Here is a 24,978-nt window from a genome sequence, read left to right on the forward strand (position 1 = left end):
TCGTAGAGGACGTGGTGTCCGTAGCGGCGGGCGGTCAGGAGGCCCGAGTTGCGTAGCGTCGTCAGGTGGGCGGAGACCGAGGACGGGGCGAGTCCCAGGCGGTGGGCCAGGGCCGTGGTGGTCGACGGTTCGTCCAGGGCGGTGAGTACGGCGGCCCGGCCCCGGCCCAGGAGTCGTACCAGCGTGTCGGGGGTGCGGTCGGCCGGCTCGGACCACAGGCCGCCGATGCCCCGGGCCGGGTAGACGAGGGCGGGCTGCCAGGGCGGTTCGAAGCCGCCGATGACGTCCGGCCAGGAGAACACGCTCGGCATCAGCACCAGCCCCTGCCCGCCGAGGTGCCGCTCGTGCTCGCCGCTCCCCTCCACGGTCAGCGTCCCGGCGTGCCAGCCGCAGCGCCGGTTGATCTCCGGCAGCAGGCCGCCGAGGCCGACCTCGGCGAGTCGTCGTGAGTGGAAGGCGACGTCCGCGTCGAGCAGGGCGCGCAGCCGGGGCCAGTCCGGTTCCACCAGGGCGAGCCAGGCCTCCTCCAGCGCGTCCGCCAGCTCCCGGATCATCCGCTCGGGGTCGGCCAGCCAGATCCGCGCGTACGGCGAGTCCACCGCGCCGGGGGTGTCCGCGAGCGACAGGGCCGTGTCCTCGCGGGCCGCCGCCGGATCGGCCGCCCGCACGGCCGCGATCTCCTCCTCGAACGTGGCCGCCGGGCCGATCGGCGGCGGACCGAGCCAGTCGGGGGAGTGGCCGCGGCGCGGCATGAGCAGCCACAGCGGGGCCAGGTCCAGCCCGGCGGCCGCCGTACGGATCCGGCGCAGCCAGGGCGCGTGGTAGCCGTGCCGGTCGGGCCGCTTGAGCGTGCGCACCGCCTCCTGCGTCTCCCACAGCGGTGACACCGCGAACCGGCACCGCAGGAAGTCGTCCTCCCCGAAGTACAGCCGCATCGGCATGGTGGACCTCCACGGGAAGACGGACACGAGCACCGGCGGGGCGCGGTGGACCACCGTCGGCCGCACGCATTCTGCTCGTCGGGAGCCGGGGCGCGCACATCCCGGCCGCGGTGACCCCGGAGGCGCAGGGGGACGGCGGACCGCGGCCATGATTCGGCACACGCCGAATCTCTACGGTGCCGGCGTCCGGGCGGGCACGCTGCCGTGCATGTCGTCCGTGCAACAGGCCCCGTCGGCGCGCCCACGGCCCGCCGGCTACGGCCGGGTCTTCGCCGAGCGCGAGTTCCGGGCCGTCTTCGTCGCCCACACGCTGTCCATGCTCGGCGTGATCGTCAGCGAGATCGCGCTGTCCGTACTGGTCTACGATCTCACCGGCTCGGCGCTGATGAGCGCGCTCGTGTTCGCGGCCGGCTTCCTGCCGTACGTGGTCGGCGGCACCCTGCTGGCCGGCGTCGCCGACCGCTTCCCGGCCCGGCGGGTGCTGGTGCTGTGCGACCTGGTGTGCGCGGGGTGCGTGGCGCTGATGGTGGTGCCGGGCGCGGGCTTCGGCGTCCTGCTCGTGCTGCGCTGCTGCGTCGCCGTCGTCGCCCCGGTGTTCTCCGGGACCCGGATGGCGACCCTCGCCGACATCCTCGGCGACGGCGAGCTGTTCGTGCTGGGCCGCTCCCTGCTGCGGATCGTCGCGCAGAGCACGCTGCTGGTCGGGTACGGGCTCGGCGGGCTGCTGCTCACCGTCGTCGCGCCCCGGCACACGCTGCTGATCACCGTGGGCACCTTCCTGGCCTCGGCCGCGCTGCTGCGCCTCGGCACCCGGCCCAGGCCCGCCCGGGCCGGGGCGGGTGGCGGTGCGGGCGCGTCCGGGGGCGCCCGGAACGTGCTCGCCGACCGGCGGGTTCGCCTCCTGCTGCTCCTGTTCTGGATGCCGGCGATGTTCTCCGTCGCGCCGGAGGCGCTGGCCGCCCCGTACGCCGACGAGCTCGGCGCCGGCTCCACCGGCCTCGGGCTGCTGATGTGCGCGCTGCCCGTCGGGACGGTCGCGGGCGAGGTGTGGGCGGGCGCGCGGCTCGGGCCCGCGGCCCGGGAGCGGATCGCCCTCCCGCTGGTCTGCCTCACGCTCCTGCCCTACCTCGGCTACGTCCTGCACCCCGGCCTGCTCACCTCGCTGCTCCTCCTGGTGCTCTCCGGCGCCGGATCGGCGTACACGCTGGGCCTGGACCAGTGGCTCGTGGGGGCCGTACCGGAGGAGCTGCGCGGGCGGGTGATGACCGTGCTCAGCGCGGGGCTGATGACGGTCCAGGGCGTGGGCATGGCGCTGGCCGGGGTGGCCGCCGAGGCCGTCGGCGTGACCGCCACCGTCGCCGGTGCCGGGGCGCTCGGCGTGCTCTGCTGCGGCGTGACGGCGGTGGCCGTGCGGCGGGGCGCGGGGTGGAGTGGACCGAAAGCCGAGACAGAGCTGAACCGGATATGACCGGCCGGTAGGGTCGGTGGCGTGCCGAAGCCTCTCAGTCTTCCCTTCGACCCCATCGCCCGTGCCGACGACCTCTGGAAGCGGCGCTGGGGAAGCGTGCCCTCGATGGCCGCGATCACCTCGATCATGCGGGCGCACCAGATCCTGCTCGGCGAGGTCGACGCGGTGGTGAAGCCGTACGGACTGACGTTCGCGCGGTACGAGGCGCTGGTGCTGCTCACCTTCTCCAAGGCCGGCGAGCTGCCGATGTCCAAGATCGGTGAGCGGCTCATGGTGCACCCCACCTCCGTGACCAACACGGTGGACCGGCTGGTGCGGTCGGGCCTGGTGGCCAAGCGGCCCAACCCCAACGACGGGCGCGGCACGCTCGCCGTCATCACGGAGAAGGGCCGCGAGGTGGTCGAGGCGGCCACCCGCGACCTGATGTCGATGGACTTCGGGCTCGGGGTGTACGACGCGGAGGAGTGCGGGGAGATCTTCGCGATGCTGCGGCCGCTGCGGGTCGCGGCACACGACTTCGACGAGGAGTGACCCGGGGCAGGATCTCCCGGAACGGGCGGTTACGCTCTTCGCCATGAAAAAGAGCGTGCTGACCCGCTACCGGGTCATGGCCTACGTCACAGGTGTGCTGCTGGTCCTGCTGTGCCTCAGCATGATCGCCAAGTACGGCCTCGACGTCGACGGTGCCGCCGACTTCACCCGCGTCGTCGCCATCGCGCACGGCTGGCTGTACGTCCTGTACCTGGTCTTCGCCTTTGACCTGGGCTCCAAGGCGAAGTGGCCGGTCGGCAAGCAGCTGTGGGTACTGCTGGCGGGGACCATCCCGACGGCCGCCTTTTTCGTGGAACGCAGGATCAGCCACGAACTGGACGCCAAGGTCGCCGGCCGGGAACCCGCGGTCGCCGAGGCCTAGGCTCCACCGCCGCGCGAGCACCGCGCGGCGGTTTCCCATCGACATTTACTAGGACGTCCAAGTAAATTCGATGGTATGGACGCTCACGCCATCGAGGAAGGCCGCCACCGCTGGCAGGCCCGCTACGACGCCGCGCGCAAGCGCGACGCTGACTTCACCACGCTCTCCGGAGACCCCGTCGAGCCGGTGTACGGACCCCGAGCCGGGGACAGGTACGAGGGCTTCGAGCGGATCGGCTGGCCCGGCGAGTACCCCTTCACCCGCGGCCTGTATCCGACCGGCTACCGCGGGCGCACCTGGACCATCCGCCAGTTCGCCGGCTTCGGCAACGCCGAGCAGACCAACGAGCGCTACAAGATGATCCTGGCGGCGGGCGGCGGCGGCCTGTCCGTGGCCTTCGACATGCCGACGCTCATGGGGCGCGACTCCGACGACCCGCGCTCGCTGGGCGAGGTCGGGCACTGCGGTGTGGCGATCGACTCGGCGGCCGACATGGAGGTCCTGTTCAAGGACATCCCGCTGGGCGACGTGACGACCTCCATGACGATCAGCGGCCCGGCCGTGCCCGTCTTCTGCATGTACCTGGTCGCGGCCGAGCGGCAGGGCGTCGACCCGTCGGTGCTCAACGGCACGCTGCAGACGGACATCTTCAAGGAGTACATCGCCCAGAAGGAGTGGCTCTTCCAGCCCGAGCCCCATCTGCGGCTGATCGGCGACCTGATGGAGTACTGCGCCAAGGGCATCCCCGCCTACAAGCCGCTGTCGGTCTCCGGCTACCACATCCGCGAGGCCGGGGCGACGGCCGCCCAGGAGCTGGCGTACACGCTCGCGGACGGCTTCGGGTACGTGGAGCTGGGCCTCTCGCGCGGCCTGGACGTGGACGTCTTCGCGCCCGGCCTGTCGTTCTTCTTCGACGCCCACGTCGACTTCTTCGAGGAGATCGCCAAGTTCCGCGCGGCGCGCCGGATCTGGGCCCGCTGGATGCGGGACGTGTACGGCGCGCGGAGCGAGAAGGCCCAGTGGCTGCGGTTCCACACGCAGACCGCCGGTGTCTCGCTGACCGCGCAGCAGCCGTACAACAACGTGGTGCGCACGGCCGTGGAGGCGCTGGCCGCGGTGCTCGGCGGGACGAACTCGCTGCACACCAACGCCCTCGACGAGACGCTGGCCCTGCCCAGCGAGCAGGCCGCCGAGATCGCGCTGCGCACCCAGCAGGTGCTGATGGAGGAGACCGGCGTCGCCAACGTGGCCGACCCGCTGGGCGGTTCCTGGTACGTCGAGCAGCTGACGGACCGGATCGAGGCGGACGCCGAGAAGATCTTCGACCAGATCAAGGAGCGGGGCCTGCGCGCCCACCCGGACGGGCGGCACCCGATCGGTCCGGTCACCTCCGGCATCCTGCGCGGCATCGAGGACGGCTGGTTCACGGGCGAGATCGCCGAGTCCGCGTTCCGCTACCAGCAGTCCCTGGAGAAGGGCGACAAGCGGGTCGTCGGCGTCAACGTCAACACCGGCTCCGTCACCGGCGACCTGGAGATCCTGCGGGTCAGCCACGAGGTCGAGCGGGAGCAGGTGCGCGAGCTCGGCTCCCGCAAGTCCGCCCGCGACGAGGCGCGCGTGCGCACGGTCCTGGACGCGATGCTCGCCGCGGCGCGCGACGGCTCCAACATGATCGAGCCGATGCTGGACGCCGTACGGGCCGAGGCGACCCTGGGCGAGATCTGCGGGGTGCTGCGGGACGAGTGGGGGGTGTACACGGAGCCCGCTGGCTTCTGAGCCACCACCACACGAGCCGCCGGACGCGGCGCAGCACTTAGACCGGCTGCGCCGCTCCCGCCAGGCCCAGCAGGAGTACGCGTGTGAAGCCGTGCACCCAGTCCGCGTCCGCCGGCTCCGCGCTCACCAGGGTGCGGTGGACCACCGCACCCGCCACCATGTCGAAGATCAGGTCCACCGTGCGCTCGGCGTCCTCCGGGGCGGCCTCCGGGGGCAGTTCGCCGCGCCGCTGGGCCCGTGCGCGCCCCTCCAGGACCAGGCACTTCTGCCGGTCCACGATGGACTCGCGGATGCGTTCGCGCAGGGCGTCGTCCCTGGTCGACTCCGCCACCACGGCCATCAGGCCGCTCTTGGCCTCCGGGCGGGCCAGGATGGCCGCGAACTGGAGGACCACGCCCTCGATGTCGGCGGCGAGGCTGCCGCGGTCGGGGAGCTCCAGTTCGTCGAAGAGTTCGGCGACCGCGTCGACGACCAGTTCGTTCTTGCCGGCCCAGCGGCGATAAAGCGTCGTTTTCGCAACCCTGGCGCGCGTGGCCACGTCTCCCAGGGTGAGCTTGGACCAGCCGAGTTCCACCAGCGCCTCCCGCGTCGCGGCCAAGATCGCGGTGTCCGCGGCGGCGTTGCGCGGGCGTCCGGGGCGGCTGGCGGGGGTGCGGCTCTGCATCCCATGACCATAACCGGCCGTTCCTGTGAATCCGTGAGGCAGATCACCGGGGCGTGGTGTCGCGCGGACCTCCCCTGCCATTACGCTACGACTCGTAGCGAAAGCTCGTGACGGACGCACACGGGCGATGACCACTTGGCGTGGGTGGGGACCCGACGCTTTCACACCGTTTTTCACACACGCGCGGGAACGGGGGAGGATAGACGCATGCAGCCACGGAACATGTCCATGAGCGGCGTCGTCGACCTCGCCGCGGTGAAGGCGGCCCAGGAGGCCAAGGCCAAGGCGGAGCAGGCGCGCGCCGAGGCAGCCCGTCAGGGCGGGGCCGGCGCCGTCTCCCCGGCCGATCTCGTCATCGACGTCGACGAGGCCTCCTTCGAACGCGACGTCCTGCAGCGCTCCGCCGAAGTGCCCGTCGTCATCGACTTCTGGGCCGAGTGGTGCCAGCCCTGCAAGCAGCTGAGCCCCGTCCTGGAGCGACTCGCCGTCGAGTACTCCGGTCGCTTCCTGCTCGCCAAGATCGACGTCGACGCCAACCAGATGCTGATGCAGCAGTTCGGGGTGCAGGGGATCCCCGCTGTGTTCGCCGTCGTCGCCGGGCAGGCGCTGCCACTCTTCCAGGGGGCCGCTGCCGAGGACCAGATCCGGCAGACCCTCGACCAGTTGATCCAGGTCGCCGAGCAGCGCTTCGGGCTGACCGGCCTGGCCGTCGACCCGGACGCGGAGCCGGGCGGTGCCGCCCCGGCCCCGATGCCCGCCGGGCCGTACGACGCCCTGCTCGAAGCCGCCGTCCAGGCGCTGGACGCGGGTGACCTGGGCGGTGCCGTCCAGGCGTACAAGAACGTGCTGAACGACGACCCCGGCAACAGCGAGGCCCAGCTGGGCCTCGCGCAGGCCGAGTTGCTCCAGCGGGTGCAGGGGATGGACCCGCAGCAGGTGCGCAAGGAAGCGGCGGAGCGTCCGGCGGACGTGGCGGCGCAGATCGCGGCCGCCGATCTGGACCTGGTCGGCGGGCACGTCGAGGACGCGTTCGGACGGCTCATCGAGACCGTGCAGCGCACGGTGGGTGACGACCGGGATGCCGTACGGCGTCGGCTGCTGGAGCTCTTCGAGGTGGTCGGGCCCGACGATCCGCGGGTGATCGGGGCGCGTCGGGCGCTCGCGCGTGCGTTGTTCTGACCGGGTTTGCGAGCGGGGCGGCGGCCCCGTTCTGACCAGTTGCTAAACGCCACGCAATGTGATGCCCGAGTGAAAGGTTTGCCGACGAGGCGCCAGAGCGGCCGCGCTTTACCAAATCTTGGTAATCGCGGCCGCTGTTACTCGGAGTAAATCGAGGCCGTTGGTCTGTGTGGTTCTGTCCAGGGATCAACGGCTTTGTTCTGCCCCCCGATGCCACCCTGCGTCGCCTTCCGAGACCAGCGGGTCGTTCTTCGGTTATCCGGCCGTTACTAGTGAGTAACGAACCCCCTTGTGCGGGCGGCAAGAATGCACCACGATCGGCGACGCTCGGTCCCTTACCCGTACCCCGACAGCCGGTCGGGCCAGCGGGTGAATCTGGGTCCCCACCGAGCAGGGCCGGCGGCAGTGGCGCCGGTTCTAGGGCAGGGGGGTCTTCGCCTCACGGCGAAGCCTGTCCAGCAGGGTTGTGCGTGATGCGTGTCAGGCGCGACCAGTGGTTGTCGCTCGGGGGTGATCGCCGGTGATTCGGGCGCGGTACGCGCCGCCGAGTGCAGGCGCTCCCCTTCCGAGGACGTAGCACTTCTCCCATCCCTGCCCGGCTGAGCCGCCGTATTGGGGGCTAGTCAGGGCCAGGAGATGTACGTCCGAGAAGGAGGAAATATGGAGTCCCAGGTGCGTGGCGGGACCAGATGGAAGCGGTTCGCTGTGGTCATGGTGCCCAGCGTGGCCGCCACGGCGTGTATAGGTGTCGCCCTCGCGCAGGGCGCTCTCGCGGCGTCGTTCAGCGTGTCGGGTCAGTCCTTCAAGGTCTCGGCCGACAAGCTGGAGGGCAAGGGCTTCGCGCAGTACGGAGCGATCGACTCCGGCTACACGATGGACGGTAAGAAGACGGCTCACCCCGTCGCCGTCTCGGCGTTCAAGTCGGCCGAGATCACCAACCTGTGCCAGTCCGTGGTCACCCCGGACGTCCCGATCTTCGGGTCCGTCAGCCTCATCCTGAAGGCGGGCGGCGGCGACAAGCCGGTCGAGGCCGACAACATCTACATCGACGTTGCCGACCTTCAGGCCGACGCGGTGTTCAACAACATCGACATCGGTGTGGCTGCCAAGGATGCCGCCAAGGGTCCGGGTATGAAGGGTGGCGGCGAGCAGGCGAACCCGTACGGTTTCGCCCAGCAGGCCGACTCGGCCACGCTGACCGACGTGAAGCAGACGGCGTGGGCGACCACGGCGGGAACCTTCAAGCTCAGCGGCCTTCACATGTCGCTGGCCACGGGTGCCAAGGAGTGCTACTAAGCACTCGATGACGGGCGGGGGGGCCTCTGGCGCCCCCGCCCGTCCCTACTCCGGCCGCGTCTTCACGCGCGGCACACATCACCACCACAGCAACGCCGCACCAGGGAGCTGTTTCATGAGCGCCGAGACCCCTGCCGCCGTTTCCGGCCAGTTCACCCGCCGGAGGCAGCAGTTCCGCGCCTGGCGGGGCACGCGTCCGTTCTGGGCCGGGCTGTTCGTCCTGCTCAGCGGCTTTCCGATCATCTACTTCCCGTACTTCCACCTCCAGCTCGGTCATCTGACGCTGGCGATGGCGACCACCGCGGGAGCCGGATCCCTGATCATCGGCGTGCTGCTCTTCGTCCTGGGCTTCAGCCTCTGGTATCAGAAGCACGTGCGCACCTTCGCGGGTGTCGCGGCGATCCTGCTGGCGCTGGTGTCCCTCCCCGTGTCCAACTTCGGCGGCTTCGTCATGGGCTTCCTGCTGGCGATGATCGGCGGCGCGATGGCCGTGGCCTGGGCGCCGGGCGCGCCGCCGGAGCCGCAGGCGGTGCAGGAGTCCGCGCCGGGCGAGGGCGGTGCCCCCGAGGCCGCGCCGTCGCCGGACCTGGGCGTGGACAAGACGAGCGAGTTGAACGACCTGTCAGGAACGAGCCCGGCGAACGGGGCGAACGGGAGGCACAGTGCCGGCTGACGAGGTGACCCACGGGACTGATGTGGACGAGTCCCGTGTGAGAACCGGGCCGCGGCATGCGGCACCCAAGAAGCCGCTCTTCACCAGGTTCCACATGCCGGCCGGCAAGGCCATCGCCTCGGTGGCGATGCCCACCGCGGTGCTCATGGGCATGGGGTTCACGTCCACGCTGGCCCTCGCCGACAACGGCACCACGCCGCCGTCGTCGAAGAGCCTGACGGCCGACGAGTACAAGGACTGCGTCACCGCGCTGGACGGGGCCAAGGACGCCTCGGCCTCGCCGTCGCCGTCCGCCTCGGCGAGCGAGTCGACGCCCGAGGCCACGCCGACCCCCACGGCGACGGCCACCGCGCAGGACTCGACGTCCGGCAAGACCTCTTCGTCGGATTCAGGTTCCGGCGACAAGGCCACGCCGACGCCGACCGCGACGTCCGGCTCCTCGGACTCCGGCGCGGGCTCCGGCTCGGACGCCGCGGGCTCCGGTGGCGGTGCCGCGGCCACGCCGGCCCCGTCGGCGTCGCAGAGCAGTGGCGGGAACCTTCTCGACACCATCGGCGACACGATCGGTGACATCCTCACCGGGGGCAGCAAGGACTCCGGCTCGACCCCGAGCGCGAGCCCGACGCCGTCGGCGACCTCCACGTCCGACTCGCCCGCCCCGGCGTCGTCCTCGTCGTCCGACGGCAAGGGCACCGCCACCGACACCGTCAAGGACACGGTCGACCAGACCACCAAGACGGCCACGGACACCGTGAAGGACACCACCGACGCGGCGACCGAGGCGGCCACGGACACCACCAAGGCGGTCCAGGACGCGACCGGGGCGGCCACGCCCACCCCGTCGGCGAGCTCCAGCACGTCCGCCGACAACTGCCCGGTGGCCACCGACGACGAGAGCGGCGTCGACAACAAGGTGCCGGTGGCGGACGACCCCTGGTACCTGAACGCCAGCTCGCTGCTGCTGAAGGGCGCCGACTACCAGGGCATCGTCGAGGTGAAGACGGCCGACGGCACCAAGAAGAAGGTGCTGAAGTACGTCATCTCCGGCGGTACCGACATCGGTGACCTGCACCAGACGGTGAACGACAAGCAGTCCGGCAAGACGTACCACGTGCAGGCCGCCAAGGGCTCGACGTCCACCATCCGCAACGGCGACACGGTGATGTACACCCAGAGCATCTCCGGCAACCTGTTCGGCCTGATCCCGGTGACGTTCAGCCCGGACAGCCCGCCGCCGCTCAACATCCCGCTGATCTACTTCACCAACGTGAAGGTGACGCAGGCCGCCCAGTTCGGCGGGTCCCTGCACGTGCCCGGCATGCACGTGTACACGACCGACTGAGCGATCCCACAAGCCCATTCGGGAGCCGCACAACACTGAGGGCGCCCCCTGTCGCAGGGGGCGCCCTCAGTGCCGTACAAGGCCCGTCAGGGGGCTGTTACTTGGTCTCGCCGCCGAGGTGGTGGACGCGGACCATGTTGGTGGTGCCGGGGACGCCGGGGGGCGAGCCGGCGGTGATGATGAGGGTGTCGCCCGCGTCGAAGCGGTTGAGCCGGATGACCTCCTGGTCCACCAGGTCGACCATCTCGTCGGTGCTGTTCACGAACGGGACGACGTGCGACTCCACGCCCCAGCTGAGCGTCAGCTGGTTGCGGGTGCCCTCGTCCGTGGTGAAGGCCAGGATCGGCTGGGCGGCGCGGTAGCGGCACAGCCGGCGGGCGGTGTCACCGGACTTGGTGAAGGCGATCAGGCCCTTGCCGCCCAGGAAGTCCGCGATCTCGCAGGCGGCACGGGCGACCGAACCACCCTGCGTCCGCGGCTTCTTGCCGGGGACCAGGGGCTGCAGGCCCTTGGAGAGCAGCTCCTCCTCGGCCGCCTGGACGATCTTCGACATCGTCTTGACGGTCTCGATCGGGTACGCGCCCACGCTCGATTCGGCCGACAGCATGACCGCGTCGGCGCCGTCCAGGATCGCGTTGGCCACGTCGGAGGCCTCGGCGCGGGTCGGGCGGGAGTTGGTGATCATCGACTCCATCATCTGGGTCGCCACGATCACCGGCTTGGCGTTGCGCCGGCACAGCTCGATCAGGCGCTTCTGCACCATGGGGACCCGTTCGAGCGGGTACTCGACGGCCAGGTCGCCACGGGCGACCATCACACCGTCGAACGCCATCACGACGTCCTCCATGTTCTCCACCGCCTGCGGCTTCTCCACCTTGGCGATGACCGGAACGCGGCGGCCCTCCTCGTCCATCACCTTGTGGACGTCGGCGACGTCCTTGGCGTCCCGGACGAAGGACAGGGCGACCATGTCGCAGCCCATGCGCAGCGCGAACCGGAGGTCCTCGATGTCCTTCTCGCTCAGCGCGGGCACGTTGACGGCCGCGCCGGGCAGGTTGATGCCCTTGTGGTCGGAGACGACGCCGCCCTCGATGACGATCGACCGCACCCGCGGGCCCTCGACGTCCAGGACCTTCAGCTCGACGTTGCCGTCGTTGATCAGGATCTGGTCGCCGCGCGACACGTCACCGGGCAGGCCTTTGTAGGTCGTGCCGCAGACGTGCTTGTCGCCCGGCACGTCCTCGGTCGTGATGACGAACTCGTCACCCCGCTCCAGCTCGACCGGACCCTCGGCGAAGGTCTCCAGACGGATCTTCGGGCCCTGCAGGTCGGCGAGGACACCGATGGCACGGCCCGTCTCCTTGGACGCGGCCCGGACGCGGTCATACCGCGCCTGGTGCTCGGCATGGGTGCCGTGGCTGAAATTGAACCGGGCCACGTTCATGCCGGCCTCGATCATGGAGACGAGCATCTCGTGGGAGTCGACCGCGGGGCCGAGAGTGCAGACGATTTTCGAACGGCGCATGGGGCGATCCTATCGGTTTGTTTCGCTACGGAATATTCCGTCTGGTGGAAGATACAAATGGGCGGACATGCGCTCAGGCGTGTTACTGCTGTGTATTGCTCAACTGTTCTTTCCGACCAGTGCGTAGGTCTGCGTGGCGATCTCCAGTTCCTCGTCGGTCGGCACCACCGCGACGGCCACCCGCGCGTTCTCGGGCGAGATCAACCGCGGCCGATCGCCGCGTACGGCGTTCAGCCCGGCGTCCACCGCCAGGCCCAGCTCCTCCAGGCCCGCCAGGGCAGCTTCTCGCACGGGACTCGCGTTTTCCCCGACTCCCGCTGTGAAGACGACCGCGTCCACCCGGCCGAGCACCGCGTAATAGGCGCCGATGTACTTCTTCAGGCGGTGAATGTAGATGTCGAAGGCCAATCGCGCCGCTTCGTCACCCTCGTCGATGCGGCGGCCGATCTCGCGCATGTCGTTGTCGCCGCACAGGCCGAACAGACCGCTTCCCTTGTTGAGAAGAGTGTCGATCTCGTCCATGGACATTCCGCCAACCCGTTGCAAATGGAAGATGACGGCAGGATCCAGATCGCCGGAGCGGGTCCCCATCACGAGTCCCTCCAGCGGGGTGAGCCCCATGGACGTGTCCACGCACCGGCCGCCCCGGATCGCCGCGGCCGAGGCCCCGTTGCCCAGGTGCAGCACGATCACGTTGACCTCCTGGGGCGCCTTGCCGAGCAGCTCGGCGGTGGCCCGGGAGACGTACGCGTGCGAGGTGCCGTGGAAGCCGTAGCGCCGCACCCGGTACCGGTCCGCGACCTTCGGGTCGATCGCGTAGCGGGCCGCGGACTCCGGCATGGTCGTGTGGAACGCCGTGTCGAAGACGGCGACCTGCGGCAGGTCGGGGCGCAGCGCCCGCGCGGTGCGGATGCCGGTCAGGTTGGCGGGGTTGTGCAGCGGCGCCACCGGGATCAGCCGTTCGATCTCGGCGAGCACGGAGTCGTCGACGACGGTCGGCTCGGTGAAGAACATCCCGCCGTGCACCACCCGGTGCCCGATCGCGGCGAGCTCCGGGGAGTCCAGGCCGAGACCGTCCTCGTTGAGCTCGCCGCCGATGGCCTTCAGGGCGGCGTCGTGGTCGGCGATCGGCCCGTCCACCTCACGGGTGCGGCCCGAGGTCAGACAGGTGTGCTTCAGTCGGGACGTCTGCTCGCCGATGCGTTCCACCAGGCCGACGGCCAGACGGCTGCGGTCGCGCATGTCCAGCAGTTGGTACTTCACCGACGAGGAGCCGGAGTTGAGGACGAGGACGCGGGTGGCGGTCACGGGGCGGTCGCCTTCTCGGTGGGGGACGCGGACTGGGCGGGGATCTGGGCCTGGATCGCCGTGATGGCGACGGTGTTGACGATGTCCTGGACGAGTGCGCCCCGGGACAGGTCGTTGACCGGCTTGCGCAGCCCCTGCAGCACCGGGCCGACCGCGATGGCGCCGGCCGAGCGCTGCACCGCCTTGTAGGTGTTGTTGCCGGTGTTGAGGTCGGGGAAGATCAGCACGCTGGCCTGCCCCGCGACCTCGGAACCGGGCAGCTTGGTGGCCGCGACGCTCGGCTCCACGGCGGCGTCGTACTGGATCGGCCCCTCGATCTTCAGGTCGGGCCGGCGCTCACGGGCCAGCTCGGTGGCCTCGCGCACCTTGTCCACGTCGGCGCCGGAGCCGGACGTGCCGGTGGAGTACGACAGCATCGCGATCCGCGGCGCCACACCGAACCGCTGCGCGGTGGCGGCGGACTGGATGGCGATGTCGGCCAGCTGCTCGGCCTCCGGATGCGGGTTGACCGCGCAGTCGCCGTAGACCAGCACCTTGTCGGCGAGGCACATGAAGAAGACCGAGGAGACGATCGAGGAGTCCGGCCGGGTCTTGATGATCTCGAAGGCGGGCCGGATGGTGGCGGCCGTGGAGTGCACGGACCCGGACACCATGCCGTCGGCCAGGCCCTCCTGGACCATCAGCGTGCCGAAGTAGTTGACGTCGGAGACCACGTCGTAGGCCAGCTCGACCGTCACGCCCCGGTGGGCGCGGTAGCCGGCGTACTTCTCGGCGAAGGAGTCGCGCAGCTCGGAGGTGGCCGGGTCGATCAGCTGGGTGTCGCCGAGGTCGATGCCGAGGTCGGCGGCCTTCTTGCGGATCTGGTCGACGGGCCCGAGCAGGGTCAGGTCGCACACGTCCCGGCGCAGCAGCACCTCGGCGGCGTGCAGCACGCGCTCCTCGGTGCCCTCCGGCAGCACGACCCGCTTCCGGTCGGCGCGGGCCTGTTCCAGGAGCTGGTGCTCGAACATCATCGGGGTGACCCGGTCGCTGCTCGGCGCGGAGACCTGTTTCAGCAGCTCGCCGGTGTCGATGTACCGCTCGAAGAGGCCGATCGCGGTCTCCGCCTTGCGCGGGGTGGCCGCGGTGAGCTTGCCCTCCAGGGGGACCAGCCGTTCGGCCGTCGGGAAGCTGTTGCCGGGCACGGACAGCACCGGGGTGCCCGGCGCGAGGCGGGCGGCGAGGGTGAGGATCTCGTCGGTGGGCCGCTCGCCCAGGGTGAGCAGCAGACCGGCTATCGGCGGGGTGCCGGCGCTGTGCGCGGCGAGCGAGCCGACGACCAGGTCGGCGCGGTCGCCCGGGGTCACGACCAGGCAGCCCGGGGTCAGGGCGGCCAGGAAGTGCGGCAGCATGGCGCCGCCGAAGACGAAGTCGAGCGCGTCCCGGGCCAGCCCCGAGTCGTCGCCGAGCAGCACTGTGGCGTCCAGGGCCTGGGATATCTGGGCGACCGTCGGCGCGGACAGCGCGGGCTCGTCCGGCAGCACGTAACAGGGCACCGGCAGCCGGGAGGCGAGCCGCTCGGCGATCTCGTCCCGGTCCTCGCGCTCCACCCGGTTGGCGACCATGGCCAGCACGTCGCAGCCGAGGACTTCGTAGGCGCGGTAGGCGTTGCGGGTCTCGGCGCGCACGGCCTCGGCGGTCTGCCCCCGACCGCCGACGACCGGGATCACGGCCGCGCCGAACTCGTTGGCCAGCCGGGCGTTGAGGGCCAGCTCGTTCGGCAGCTGGGTGTCGGCGAAGTCGGTGCCGAGGACCAGGACGACCTCGTAGTCCCGCGCCACCAGGTGGAACCGGTCGACGAGCGTGGACACCAGCTCGTCCGTCCCGCGCTCGGCCTGCAGGGCGGAGGCCTCGTAGTAGTCCATGCCGTGCACGGTCGCCGGGTCCTGGGACAGCCGGTAGCGGGCACGCAGGAGTTCGAACAACCGGTCGGGATTGTGGTGGACGAGGGGCCGGAACACGCCCACCCGGTCGACCTGCCGGGTCAGGAGCTCCATCACTCCCAGCTCGACGACCTGGCGGCCGTCGCCGCGGTCGATCCCGGTCACGTACACACTGCGCGTCACGCGTGGTCTCCGTTCCGTCTGTGTCCGATGTTCCGTCGGTGTGCGAGGTGCGGTCGTCCACGTACACGTACAAAAATCGCCCACCAAGGTGAGCGGAACCCTCTTGACAATACCCCCGAGCACGGTTAAGGCGCCCGTCAGGACCGCAGCGGCACCCGTCTTCCGAGCATGAAACAATCGGACTGGCTCACCGGTATCGACAGCGACCAGGAGACACAGCACGATGCGCATCGGAGTTCTCACCGCAGGCGGCGACTGCCCCGGCCTGAACGCCGTGATCCGGTCGGTCGTGCACCGGGCGGTGACCGCGTACGACGACGAGGTCATCGGCTTCGACGACGGCTACCGGGGCCTGCTCGACGGCCACTACCGCGCCCTCGACCTGGAGGCGGTCAGCGGCATCCTGGCCCGCGGCGGCACCATCCTCGGCTCCTCGCGCCTGGAGCGCGACCGGCTGCGCGAGGCCTGCGAGCGGGCCACCGACATGGTCGGCGAGTTCGGCATCGACGCGCTGATCCCGATCGGCGGCGAGGGCACGCTGACCGCGGCCCGCATGCTCTCCGACGCCGGGCTGCCGGTCGTCGGCGTCCCGAAGACCATCGACAACGACATCTCCTCCACGGACCGCACCTTCGGCTTCGACACCGCGGTCGGCGTCGCGACGGAGGCCATGGACCGCCTGAAGACCACGGCCGAGTCCCACCAGCGGGTGATGGTCGTCGAGGTCATGGGCCGTCACGCGGGCTGGATCGCCCTGGAGTCCGGCATGGCCGGCGGCGCCCACGGCATCTGCCTGCCCGAGCGGCCCTTCGACCCGGCCGACCTGGTCAAGATGGTCGAGGAGCGGTTCTCCCGCGGCAAGAAGTTCGCCGTCGTCTGCGTCGCCGAGGGCGCCCACCCCGCCGAGGGCACCATGGACTACAGCAAGGGCGAGATCGACCAGTTCGGTCACGAGCGCTTCCAGGGCATCGGTACGGCACTGGCGTACGAGCTGGAGAAGCGGCTCGGCAAGGAGGCCAAGCCGGTCATCCTCGGCCACGTCCAGCGCGGCGGCACGCCGACCGCGTACGACCGGGTGCTCGCCACGCGCTTCGGCTGGCACGCGGTGGAGGCCGCGCACCGGGGCGAGTTCGGCAACATGACGGCGCTGCGCGGGACCGACATCGTGATGGTGCCGCTGGCGCAGGCCGTCACCGAGCTGAAGACCGTGCCGAAGGACCGGATGGACGAGACGGAGTCGGTCTTCTAGACCGCTTCGCTACGCCGTGCCCGCCTCCACCCGCGACCAGAAGTGGTCCAGGATCCGATCGAGGAAGTCGCGGCCGTTGTGGCTCGAATCCTCCGCCGAACCGGTGCCGCCCCAGGTCAGCGAGGCCACCATCTTCCCCTGGTAGTCCTGGTGCAGCTCCTGCAGGGTGACCTCCACCAGGCGCCGGTCCAGCGACACCATGCGGCCCACCGGCCGGACGTAGGCCTGCCACCGCGTGACGACCGCGCTGCGCAGCAGGTCGGACAGCTTCCCGTCACGGCCCGTGACCGTCACGAAGTCCCGCAGGGACAGTTCGAGCAGTTCGGCGAGGGCGGCGGACTGCCGCTCGGTGCCGCGCCACTCGTCGTTCTCCTCCATCCGCAGATACGCGAGGAGTTCGAGACCTACGGTCAGTGCCACGTCCTCGGGCGCGAGGCCGCGGGCGACGCGGTGCTCGCGCAGGCTCCGGGGCCGTCCGATGAGTTCGCGCGGAGCACACCACAACACCCCGGCGAGGGCGGTGAGTTCCGGGCTGCTGGGAACGGCGATACCGCGCTCCCAGGCGACGACGAGATCAGGGGTGACGTACGGCAGCCCGTACGAGGCACGCAATCCGTAGGCGACGTGCTCGGGTTCCATGCCGAGAGCGGCACGGAGTTTGCGGGCGGCGGGGGCGTTGAACGGTGGGGTAGGCGGCGGTACGGGCTGGTTCGGTCGGGCTTGGGGTCGGCGCACGGGCACAAGGTAGGGCCGCGGCGACCGGCTGACTACGGGCTGTTCGGCCACAAACACGGATTGTAGGAACGTACTACGCGGCGTGGTGCCGAGCGTACGGTGAGTGGCCAACGCGCGTACGGTGAGTGGCCCATGCGCGTTCGGTGGCGGCCCGGTGCCCGATCCGAGCCGCCGCCAAGGTCACCCCTTGACCGCGCCGCCGAGTGCGAAGCCGCCGCCGAGCCGGCGGGCGACCAGTACGTACAGCAGGATCACCGGGGTCGAGTAGACGACCGAGAACGCGGCGAGCTGCCCGTACGCCACCATGCCCCGGTTTCCGAAGAACTCGTTGATGCTGACCGAGGCGGGCAGCTGATCCGGGGTCAGCAGCAGCATGAACGGGACGAAGAAGTTGCCCCACATCATCACGAACGAGAAGACGGTGACGACGGCGACGCCCGGCCCCATGAGCGGCAGCACGATCCGGACCAGCGACTGGAGCGAGGACGCGCCGTCCGTCCAGGCGGCCTCTTCGAGTTCCTTCGGCACCCCGTCCATGAAGTTTTTCATCAGCCAGATGGCGAAGGGGAGTTGGGAGGCGGCGAAGAACAGGATCGTGCCCTGCAACGTGTCGATGAGGTTCACGCGGACGAACAGGGCGTACACCGGGACCATGATCGCCGTGATGGGCAGGCTGGTCGCGAACAGGATGGTGAGCAGGAACGGCCGGTTGAGCCGGGACCGGAAGCGGGAGAGCGGGTAGGCGGCGAGGGCGGCGCAGACGACGGTCAGCGCGGTGGCGCCGCCGCACAGGATCAGGCTGTTGCGCAGGGGCGTGAGCGTGATGTCCGGAGTGAGGATCGCGTCGAAGTTGCCGAGGGTGAGCCCGTCCGGCGCCTTCACCCGCAGGTCCGCGTGCGGGTCGAGGGCGGACAGCACGACCCAGGCGAGGGGGAGCGCGAAGGCGCCGGCGGCGACGAGCAGTCCCGCGTCGGCGGCGAGGCGGCGGGAGCGGTGCGCGCGGGGCATCGGTCGCCTCACACCTCCGTCCGCAGCAGGCGCAGGTACACCAGGGAGAACAGGGACCCGACGAGGAGCAGCAGCAGGGCGACCGCCGTCCCGTACCCGATCATGCTCTTCTGGAAGGCCTGCTCGTACATGAACAGGGGCAGGGTCTGGCTCCGGTCGCCCGGCCCGCCCCGGGTCATCACCCAGATCAGCCCGAAGACTGAGAGCGTCTGCAGGGTGTTGAGCATGAGGTTGGTGCCGATGGAGCGGCGGATCATCGGCAGGGTGATGTGCCACATGCGCCGCCAGCCGCCGGCGCCGTCCACCTCGGCGGCCTCCGTGATCTCCTGGGGTATCTCGTCGAGCGCCGCGGAGTAGACGAGCATGGAGAAGGCCGTGCCGCGCCAGACGTTGGCGAACGAGACCGCCAGGATCGGGAGCGTGAACAGCCAGTTCTGGGTGGGCAGATGGAGCCCGTCGAGGATGGCGTTGAGGGTGCCCTCCCGCCGGAAGAAGGCGTACAGGAGAAAGCCGGCGACGACCTCCGGCAGCACCCATGCCGTGATGACGATCCCGCCCGTCAGCGTGCGGACCGGCTTCGACGCCCGCCGCATGAGCGAGGCCAGGGCCAGGCCCAGGGTGTTCTGTCCGACGAGCGACGACAGGACCGTGAAGACGAGGGTCAGCCAGACGGCGTTGAGGAACGCGTCGTCCCCGAACGCCGTACGGAAGTTGTCGAAACCTACGAACGAGGCGTGGGCCTGGCCGGTGAGCTGGAGGTCGGTGAAGGCGATGTAGGCGCAGTAGGCGATGGGGCCGGCGAGGAAGAGGAGCAGCAGGGCGACGGCCGGGCCGAGCGGGAGGGCGCGGGTGAGGACGCGCCCGGCGATCCGGCCGGCCCGGCCGGTCCCCGGGGCCCGGCCGGGCACGGGGGCCCCGCCTTTCACCGGGGCCCGGCCGGCCGCGGGAGCCCGGCGGGTCACTTGTGGACCACGTGGTTGTCGGTCGCCTGCCGGAGCGCCTCGTCGTACCCGCGCGCGGCCTTGTCGACCGAGGCATCGCCGGTCGTCACGCCTTCCATGGCCTCCTGGATGGCGGTGGAGACCTTGGGATAGGCGGGGTAGGCGGGCCGGTAGTGCGTGCTGGCGACGAGGTCGGTGAAGAACTTGATGCCGGGCTGGGCGGAGGCGTACGACGGATCGGCGGCGACGTCCTTTCGGACCGCGATCCCCGAGTTGGCGACGTACCACTTCTGCGCGTTCGCCTTCGTCTGCATCGTCTTGATGAAGTCGAAGGCGAGGCCGGGGTTGGCCGCCTTGGCCGGGACGGCCCAGGTCCAGCCGCCGGACATGCTCACCTTGCCGGGAGCCTGGCCGTGCTGGGTGGGCATGTGGGCGAGACCGAGCTGCTTCGACCAGTCGGCCCAGGCGTGGCCGCTGCCCGGGAGCCAGTCCTGCGGGAGCCAGGAGCCGTCGAGGTCGATGCCGAGTTTGCCCTGGGGCAGGAGCTCGCCCCGCACGGTGGTGCCGAAGTTGGGGTCGAGGGCGTCGGAGACGTCGGGCCCGAGCTTCTCCTTGTAGACGGTCTCCACGAAGGCCAGGGCGTCCTTGAAGCCCTGGCTCCCGGCGATCCACTTCTTGCTCGCGCTGTCGTACAGGGGGTCCGTGGTGCCGCCGTCGGTGTCCTCGGTGCCGTAGAGGAGCATCTCGAAGCCCTGCATGGTGGCGGCCTCGCCGGCGGGTTTGCCGGTGTAGACGTTGAGGGGGACGACCCCGGGCACCTTGCGCTTGATGGTCCGCGCGGCGGCGAGGACGTCGTCCCAGGTCTTCGGCTGCCAGTCGGCGGGCAGCCCGGCCCGCCGGAACACCCGCCGGTCGAACCACAGGCCGCGGGTGTCGGTTCCGTCGGGAACGCCGTACGTCTTCCCGTCCTGGCCCTTGGCCGCGGCCTTCGCCGTGTCGATGAACTGGTTCCAGTCCGGCCACTTGGCGAGATAGGCGTCCAGGGGCTTCAAGTACCCGCTCGTGATGTCGGAGTTGATGAGGAAGGTGTCCTCGTAGACCAGGTCCGGGGCGGTCTTGGGGGAGCGGAGCATCTGCTGGAGCTTGGTGTAGTACTCCGAGTCCGGGGCCTTGATGGGGACCAGGTCGACCTTCTTGCCCGGGTACTTCTTCTCGAACTGCTTCTTGATGTCGGCGAGATAGGTGTCCATCACCTTGATGGAGTTGTCCGTCGACTGCTTGAACGAGACCTTGAGCGTGTCGGGGTCACTGCCGGATCCGGATCCGCAGGCGGTGAGGGACGTTGCGGCGAGGGCGGCGGCGAGGACGGTGACAAGGGCGGCGGTGGGGCGCACGGGCATGACCTCCTGCGGCTCACTTCGATGTGGCGTGGGGATGGCTGCCGTGTGAACGTAAGAGGAGTGGTCTAGTCAGGTCAATGAGTCTGCGGCGGATTGGCCGGGGTTGGGCGAGGTGTTCTGGTGCGACAGAGCCCTGTTCCGACCGGACTACCCCTCCTGCCGCGGCGTTTCAACACACGGCAGGGGGCGTTCGGGTACGACGCTGATCCTCTGGCGATCGTCTCTACGACCGTAGGGCTCTCGTGATGAGCACGCGGGCGAGGATGCGCATGGCCACCGGGTCCGGCTCGACGAGGTGGGCGTGCTCGCGGTGCGCCCACACGTCCCGGCCGGGCCCCGAGTTGCCGGGCTCATACCCCAGGTGCATCGCCTCATCGGGGTCGGTGATCGGCTGGTCGCAGTAGCGGCACACGTGTGGTCTGGCCGTCACGATCAACATCCGGCCCGGCGGCACTGTTCACCGCTCATCTGCTCGTAGTGGTCGCACAAGGCGTTGAGGGCCCGGGCCAGACGCCGGGCGTGACCGGCGGCTCCGCCGTACCTGCGGCTCGGCTCGGCCTGGAGCCTGCCGCGCGCGTCGCTGACACAGGCGAGCGCGCAGTAGCGGGGGATGCTCTCCTTGCCCAGCTTTCTGGCCGCTGCCTCGACCTCCGGGATGAGCAACTCCAGTTGGCCGCGTACCGTTCTGGTCAGCGTGTCGATCTCGCTGCCGGACGGGGGTAGCACCTCCGGGACGGCGTCCGGGTCCAGCAGGATGGTCACGATCCTGCGCATTGCAGCGAGGTCCGGCAGTTCTCCTTGATCCGGCCCTGCCGCGGCCGCCGGTGGGGTTGTAGCTTTCACGGTGTCGACGCTCCTTCGAAGCGTTGGCCACGCCCCGGGGCCCTGCCAGGCCGCCGGGGTCTTGTGGCTTCGACCGTAGAAGCGCCCGCGCGGCATCGCCGACCGTAATCCGGTCGCTACTCTCAGGCGGCGAGCAGGCCCACCTTCACCGCCAGCTCCGATGCACGCCGACGACGGGGCGCCCGCGTCGACTCGACTTGCTCCAGCAGGATTGCCCGGGCGTAGCCGTTGTACCGGATGGTCTCCGGTGCGGCCTCGTATGCCTTTTCCAGCGAGGCGATCGCCACGTCCGGCTGGTTGTCGAGATGGTAGCCGCGCGCTTCCTCGATCCGATGCCGGGCACGGCGGGGACGGGACTGGATGGTCGTCCGGTCTGCGCGGGCCGCCTGCCGCACCGACTCACCGCCTTGATGGAGTTCGACAGCCACGGTGACGGCGTGCGCGCCCATGACGGCTTGGCCGAAGCTGGTGACTGGGTGGCAGTAGCCGGCCGGCAAGCGTGTCGCCATGTCATGGGCCTTGTCCCAGCGCCGCCATGCTGTCCCGGTCTCCCTGCGGCGGGCCGCGGTGTAACCGAGTTCGAACTCAAGGGCTCCCGCGATGGCGAGGACGTCGTCCGAGGCATCGGGAAGCAAGCGCTCAAGGAACCGTAGCGCCTCTGTGTTGACGGCGTCCGCCGCCTCGTAGTGCCTCGGTCCGGAGTCGCGGTGCGCTTGCGCCAGCAGCCACGAGGCGACGCCGATCGCATGCGGATCCTCGCTCTCCTGGGCGGCGATCATGCAGCGTTCGGCGACGCGCCACAGCAGGGACGAGTCGGGCTGGTAGGCGATGAAGAACTGCGAGAGCGAGTACGTCTGGGCCAGCTGCGCTTGCGCGGCCCGCCGGTCAGCGGCGGTGTCGGCATTCCGGACAAGGGCTTGGGCGTCCCGGATCAGATCGGGGAGCAGTCTGCCGATCACCTCGCGGTGGTTCTTCGACGCGTGCCGTGCCTTCCAAGCCGCGTGCAGCCGGGCCTCTAGATGCGCCACGGGTGGCGGCTCAACGCCGGTGGCGAGCGGAAAGCAATCGATGGCGGCCTTGACGGCCGCGAGGCGTGGATGGCCGGGGCCGATGAACAGGTCCACGTGAGTGTCGGAGCGGCCTGTCAGTTCGGCCAGGTCTCCGACCCGCAGAGCCTCAGCGATACGCAGCACTGTGTCGAGACCAGGTGGCTTCTGCTGACCGTTCTCGATCTTCCGCAACGTGTGCTCCGAGAGGCCGATGAGACCACCGAGTTGCGCTTGGGTCATCCCACGACGCTCGCGGAGGATTTGCACCCTCTGGCCGAACCGCAGCGGATCGGCGTATGGGTCCGGAGTAGCTTCTGAGGACATCACGGCCTTGCTCCTCCTAGCAGTTCGTCACTGCCAGGGTAGGGGGAAGGGAGGTCTCATGTGACGGCTCCAGGGGGAGCCTTCACGCGCCTGCGCACATCATCACGGGAGCCAGTGACGTGAGTAGTCCGACACAATTTGCCGGAGTTGGTGACGCGTGAACAACGCGATGGGCTGTCAGGTCAATGTGTCCGCGCGATATTCGGCATTGCGGGCTTCGTCTGGGGCGTTGGCCTGAGTGAAGGCTTCAGCGGCCTGAAGGTAGGCGGTGCGGGCATCGTCCACTTGGTGAACGTCCTGGTGGGCCAGGGCCAGGTTCCGGAGGGCATGGCCGGCCCTGAACCAGTCCTCGAATTCCTTGAGGATACCAATCGCGCTGCCGTAGGCCTCCATGGCTTCCGTCGCCCGGCCCGCTGTTTCCAAGGCGATGGCCAGGTTGTTCCATGCGATGCCCTCACCGTTGCGGTCTGCTGCGCCCTGATAGAGATCGCGAGCACGCGTGTGGGCGCCGATCGCCTCGTCTTCGCGGCCCGCCGTCCGCAGGGCGATGCCGAGATTGTTCCACGACATGGCCTCGCCGTGGCGATCTTCGACGGCGTCGTACAGGTCGCGGGCGTGAGCGAGTGCGTCGATCGCCTCCGTCGTTCGGCCGGCAGCCTGCAAGGCGTTTCCGAGGTTGTTCCATGCGATGGCCTCGCGGCGGCATTCTTCGGCATTACGGAACAGGTCGCGGGCACGGGTGTGGGCGTCGATCGCATCATCGATCCGGTCGACCGCTCGGTAGGGATTGCCGAGGCTGTCCCACGCGATCGCCTCACTCACCTGGTCCCCCGCTCGACACGCAGCCTCCTGCGCGGCACGCGACACGGTTATCCAGTCCTCGAAATACCGCCGCCAGTCCAAGTACGTCGACAGGGACTGAGCCAGTCCCACTGCCATGAACGCGTACTTCTCCTCCCGCGCCCACTGGACGGCCGCCACCAGCGCTGTTCTCTCCGTGTCCAGCCATGCCAGCGCCTGCGCTCGGTCCACGAATCGTTGCGGCTCCGGCCGCCCCGGGAGCCAACGCAAGCGGTCATCGGCCGCCGCCGCGCACGCGTGGTAGAACGCGAGCACCCGTGCTCGCGCTGCTTCTCCTTCCTTCCGTAGGCCGTTGTCCGCCGCTACCACCCCCACCCCGAACGCCCGCACCAGGTCGTGCACCCGCCATCGCACGCCGTCCTTCACCGCAACAGCTGTGACAAGACTGGCGGCGGCCAAGTCCTCCAGGAGCGTCATGGCGATGTCTGGGTTCAAATGCGTCAGCGCGGCTACGGCCTCCGTGTCCGTATCCGCGCCGGGGGCAAGGGCGAGTAGGCGCATCACTCTGGCCTGCTCCGGCTCCAGGCGACGGTACGACGTCTCCAGCACGGGGCGGAGGACGAGGGAGCGGCCGTACTGATCGGTGCCCCGGCCACCGCTGTCGAACATGCGGGTCGGGTCATCGGATTTCTTGATGTCGGACACCAGAGAGGCGATGTCGCGGTGTCGGCGCCGACGGAGCATCGCCGCAGCGATCTGTAGGGCGAGGGGCAAATGGCCGCAGAGGGCTGTGAGTTCATGCAACGCTGCCGGTTCTCGCACTGGGCGATCGTCGAGCTCGTCGGCGTTGCGCAGGGCGTCGGCCACGAGGGCCGCCGAGTCACCCTTGTCCAGTGGCTCCAGCCCCATCAGCCGGATGGTGAGGGAGTCCGGCCGGTCACGAGAGGTGATCAAGACTGCGTGGTGGCCGCCCTCCGGCAGCAGGGGGAGGAACTGGGAGGGGTCCGACACGTTGTCGAGGATCAGCAAGATCCGATCCTGACGTTGGGCGAGCCGATTTCGATATGCGTCGTACTGGCGGGCCATGGTATTCGGCAGGTTTGGGCCGCGTATGCCAAGCGCGTCGAGGAGCGCGAGGACGGCCTGCTCCGCTGTGACGGGGTTGTCGTCGTAGCCGCGCAGGTCGACGAAGAGCGGCCCGCCCGGGAACCAGCCCCTGGAGCACGCCTGGTGAGCGGCCTCGATCGCCAGGGCCGTCTTGCCGATGCCGCCCATACCGGTTACGGCGGAGATGAGAAAAGGGAGCGTGTTCGTGGGATCGGGGGTGGGAGCGAGGTGATCGAGTAACCGACGCAGATCCGTCGACCGCCCCGTGAAGGCGAGGGGGCGGGGCGGAAGGGTGGCGGTTGCTTGAGGGACCGGCCCGTGGACGCCGTCG

The 24,978-nt window shown here is 69.9% G+C and carries 22 protein-coding genes; 9 read left to right on the forward strand and 13 right to left on the reverse strand.

The genetic code is table 11. The features are described from left to right. Nucleotides 1-941, reverse strand: a 941-nt coding sequence (locus tag IPZ69_RS31020; protein ID WP_235457972.1) for an ArsR/SmtB family transcription factor, incomplete at its 3' end; no start/stop codon positions are given. A gap of 208 nt (nt 942-1,149) precedes the next feature. On the opposite strand from IPZ69_RS31020, the gene IPZ69_RS31025 reads away from it, so the two are divergent. From IPZ69_RS31025 to IPZ69_RS31040, 4 genes are all read left to right on the forward strand, one after another. Beyond that, nucleotides 1,150-2,409, forward strand: coding sequence for an MFS transporter (locus IPZ69_RS31025; protein ID WP_235457973.1), 1,260 nt, complete (start codon nt 1,150-1,152; stop codon nt 2,407-2,409). Nucleotides 2,410-2,430: 21 nt separating this feature from the next. Continuing rightward, nucleotides 2,431-2,940, forward strand: a complete 510-nt coding sequence (locus tag IPZ69_RS31030; RefSeq protein WP_235457974.1) for a MarR family winged helix-turn-helix transcriptional regulator — start codon at nt 2,431-2,433, stop codon at nt 2,938-2,940. Nucleotides 2,941-2,983: 43 nt separating this feature from the next. Then, a complete protein-coding gene (locus IPZ69_RS31035; RefSeq protein ID WP_235457975.1) occupies nt 2,984-3,322 on the forward strand; it encodes a DUF3817 domain-containing protein in 339 nt (112 codons plus the stop codon). A gap of 75 nt (nt 3,323-3,397) precedes the next feature. Then, nucleotides 3,398-5,098 carry an acyl-CoA mutase large subunit family protein gene (locus IPZ69_RS31040; RefSeq protein WP_235457976.1) on the forward strand — a complete coding sequence of 567 codons (1,701 nt, stop codon included), beginning with the start codon at nt 3,398-3,400 and terminating at the stop codon, nt 5,096-5,098. 37 nt (nt 5,099-5,135) lie between these two features. On the opposite strand, the gene IPZ69_RS31045 is transcribed toward IPZ69_RS31040, so the two are convergent. Continuing rightward, the gene (locus tag IPZ69_RS31045; RefSeq protein ID WP_235457977.1) at nt 5,136-5,762 is read right to left on the reverse strand and encodes a TetR/AcrR family transcriptional regulator; all 627 of its coding nucleotides are present in this window, start codon (nt 5,760-5,762) and stop codon (nt 5,136-5,138) included. Nucleotides 5,763-5,969: 207 nt separating this feature from the next. Here IPZ69_RS31045 and IPZ69_RS31050 point away from each other — a divergent pair, with 207 nt between their 5' ends. From IPZ69_RS31050 to IPZ69_RS31065, 4 genes are all read left to right on the forward strand, one after another. Continuing rightward, nucleotides 5,970-6,941: a tetratricopeptide repeat protein gene (locus IPZ69_RS31050; protein WP_235457978.1), complete on the forward strand. Its 972-nt coding sequence runs from the start codon at nt 5,970-5,972 to the stop codon at nt 6,939-6,941. 660 nt (nt 6,942-7,601) lie between these two features. Next, nucleotides 7,602-8,237: a DUF6230 family protein gene (locus IPZ69_RS31055; RefSeq protein WP_235457979.1), complete on the forward strand. Its 636-nt coding sequence runs from the start codon at nt 7,602-7,604 to the stop codon at nt 8,235-8,237. A gap of 115 nt (nt 8,238-8,352) precedes the next feature. After that, the gene (locus IPZ69_RS31060; RefSeq protein ID WP_235457980.1) at nt 8,353-8,910 is read left to right on the forward strand and encodes a DUF6114 domain-containing protein; all 558 of its coding nucleotides are present in this window, start codon (nt 8,353-8,355) and stop codon (nt 8,908-8,910) included. After that, nucleotides 8,900-10,252 (forward strand): hypothetical protein, encoded by a 1,353-nt coding sequence (locus IPZ69_RS31065; protein WP_235457981.1) that lies wholly within the window; start codon nt 8,900-8,902, stop codon nt 10,250-10,252. Before IPZ69_RS31060 ends, IPZ69_RS31065 begins: the two co-directional genes overlap by 11 nt. A gap of 97 nt (nt 10,253-10,349) precedes the next feature. Here IPZ69_RS31065 and pyk read toward each other — a convergent pair whose 3' ends face one another. The 3 genes from pyk to pta form a co-directional block, all read right to left on the reverse strand. Continuing rightward, nucleotides 10,350-11,777: a pyruvate kinase gene (gene pyk / locus IPZ69_RS31070; RefSeq protein ID WP_235457982.1), complete on the reverse strand. Its 1,428-nt coding sequence runs from the start codon at nt 11,775-11,777 to the stop codon at nt 10,350-10,352. Between the two features lie 99 nt (nt 11,778-11,876). Continuing rightward, nucleotides 11,877-13,085, reverse strand: a complete 1,209-nt coding sequence (locus IPZ69_RS31075) for an acetate kinase (protein ID WP_235457983.1) — start codon at nt 13,083-13,085, stop codon at nt 11,877-11,879. Further along, nucleotides 13,082-15,190, reverse strand: a complete 2,109-nt coding sequence (gene pta / locus IPZ69_RS31080; RefSeq protein WP_235457984.1) for a phosphate acetyltransferase — start codon at nt 15,188-15,190, stop codon at nt 13,082-13,084. Before pta ends, IPZ69_RS31075 begins: the two co-directional genes overlap by 4 nt. Before the next feature lie 223 nt (nt 15,191-15,413). On the opposite strand from pta, the gene IPZ69_RS31085 reads away from it, so the two are divergent. After that, nucleotides 15,414-16,439 (forward strand): ATP-dependent 6-phosphofructokinase, encoded by a 1,026-nt coding sequence (locus tag IPZ69_RS31085; RefSeq protein WP_235457985.1) that lies wholly within the window; start codon nt 15,414-15,416, stop codon nt 16,437-16,439. 9 nt (nt 16,440-16,448) lie between these two features. Here IPZ69_RS31085 and IPZ69_RS31090 read toward each other — a convergent pair whose 3' ends face one another. The 8 genes from IPZ69_RS31090 to IPZ69_RS31125 form a co-directional block, all read right to left on the reverse strand. Then, nucleotides 16,449-17,174, reverse strand: a complete 726-nt coding sequence (locus IPZ69_RS31090) for a helix-turn-helix domain-containing protein (protein WP_374294429.1) — start codon at nt 17,172-17,174, stop codon at nt 16,449-16,451. Nucleotides 17,175-17,354: 180 nt separating this feature from the next. Next, entirely contained in the window at nt 17,355-18,182 is an 828-nt protein-coding gene (locus IPZ69_RS31095; RefSeq protein WP_235457986.1) for a carbohydrate ABC transporter permease, read from the reverse strand. A gap of 8 nt (nt 18,183-18,190) precedes the next feature. Then, complete coding sequence (locus tag IPZ69_RS31100) at nt 18,191-19,108, reverse strand: carbohydrate ABC transporter permease (RefSeq protein ID WP_374294443.1); 918 nt, start codon at nt 19,106-19,108, stop codon at nt 18,191-18,193. 32 nt (nt 19,109-19,140) lie between these two features. After that, complete coding sequence (locus IPZ69_RS31105; protein ID WP_235457988.1) at nt 19,141-20,523, reverse strand: extracellular solute-binding protein; 1,383 nt, start codon at nt 20,521-20,523, stop codon at nt 19,141-19,143. A 223-nt stretch (nt 20,524-20,746) separates the two neighbouring features. After that, nucleotides 20,747-20,962: a hypothetical protein gene (locus tag IPZ69_RS31110; RefSeq protein ID WP_235457989.1), complete on the reverse strand. Its 216-nt coding sequence runs from the start codon at nt 20,960-20,962 to the stop codon at nt 20,747-20,749. Next, the gene (locus tag IPZ69_RS31115; protein ID WP_235457990.1) at nt 20,956-21,366 is read right to left on the reverse strand and encodes a DUF6415 family natural product biosynthesis protein; all 411 of its coding nucleotides are present in this window, start codon (nt 21,364-21,366) and stop codon (nt 20,956-20,958) included. The genes IPZ69_RS31110 and IPZ69_RS31115 overlap by 7 nt, the downstream gene beginning before the upstream one ends. A 122-nt stretch (nt 21,367-21,488) precedes the next feature. Further along, nucleotides 21,489-22,739 (reverse strand): helix-turn-helix domain-containing protein, encoded by a 1,251-nt coding sequence (locus IPZ69_RS31120; RefSeq protein ID WP_235458009.1) that lies wholly within the window; start codon nt 22,737-22,739, stop codon nt 21,489-21,491. Nucleotides 22,740-22,916: 177 nt separating this feature from the next. Then, nucleotides 22,917-24,896, reverse strand: coding sequence for a tetratricopeptide repeat protein (locus IPZ69_RS31125; protein ID WP_235458010.1), 1,980 nt, complete (start codon nt 24,894-24,896; stop codon nt 22,917-22,919). Between the last annotated feature and the right edge of the window lie 82 nt (nt 24,897-24,978).

The sequence above is a fragment of the Streptomyces olivochromogenes genome (genome assembly GCF_021538895.1).
Taxonomy (GTDB): Bacteria; Actinomycetota; Actinomycetes; order Streptomycetales; family Streptomycetaceae; genus Streptomyces; species Streptomyces olivochromogenes_A.